Consider the following 433-nt stretch of genomic DNA (forward strand, 5'->3'; position numbering starts at 1 on the left):
AGCTCGTCGAGATGCGCAACCGAAAGGTCGGCCAGGTGGTCGTCGGCACGCACCGTTAACTGCAGCAGAACACGACGGTGGTCGTCCTTGTCCTGATCCCGTGCGACCAGCCCCGCCTCGCCAAGGCGATTGACCAATTCGACGGCGCTGTGGTGGCGGATGCGCAGGCGCTCCGCGAGGTCGCCGACCGTCACCGGTCCACCACCCGGATATCCCTTGATCGCAAGCAGCGCCTGATGCTGGCGTGGGGTCAGCCCGGCATCATGTGCCTGGACCTGGCTGAATTCGAGGAAGCGGCGGATCAGGTAACGAAACTCCGACAGCCGCTGGTAGTCGGCCTGGCTGATGGCGGGGCGTGGTTTTTGCGGATGCGTCATTTTTGACACTTGTTCCATTCCGATCGGTTTTAGCAAGAACGGCCTTGTCTATTTAT

General features: G+C 61.4%; 1 protein-coding gene. It reads right to left on the reverse strand.

The features are described from left to right. The coding region (locus tag EN935_RS40195) for a helix-turn-helix domain-containing protein (RefSeq protein ID WP_245489203.1) at positions 1 to 377 on the reverse strand (377 nt) is incomplete at its 3' end. Positions 378 to 433 lie beyond the last annotated feature (56 nt).

The organism is Mesorhizobium sp. M7D.F.Ca.US.004.03.1.1 (assembly GCF_003998635.1).
GTDB classification, from domain to species: Bacteria; Pseudomonadota; Alphaproteobacteria; order Rhizobiales; family Rhizobiaceae; genus Mesorhizobium; species Mesorhizobium loti.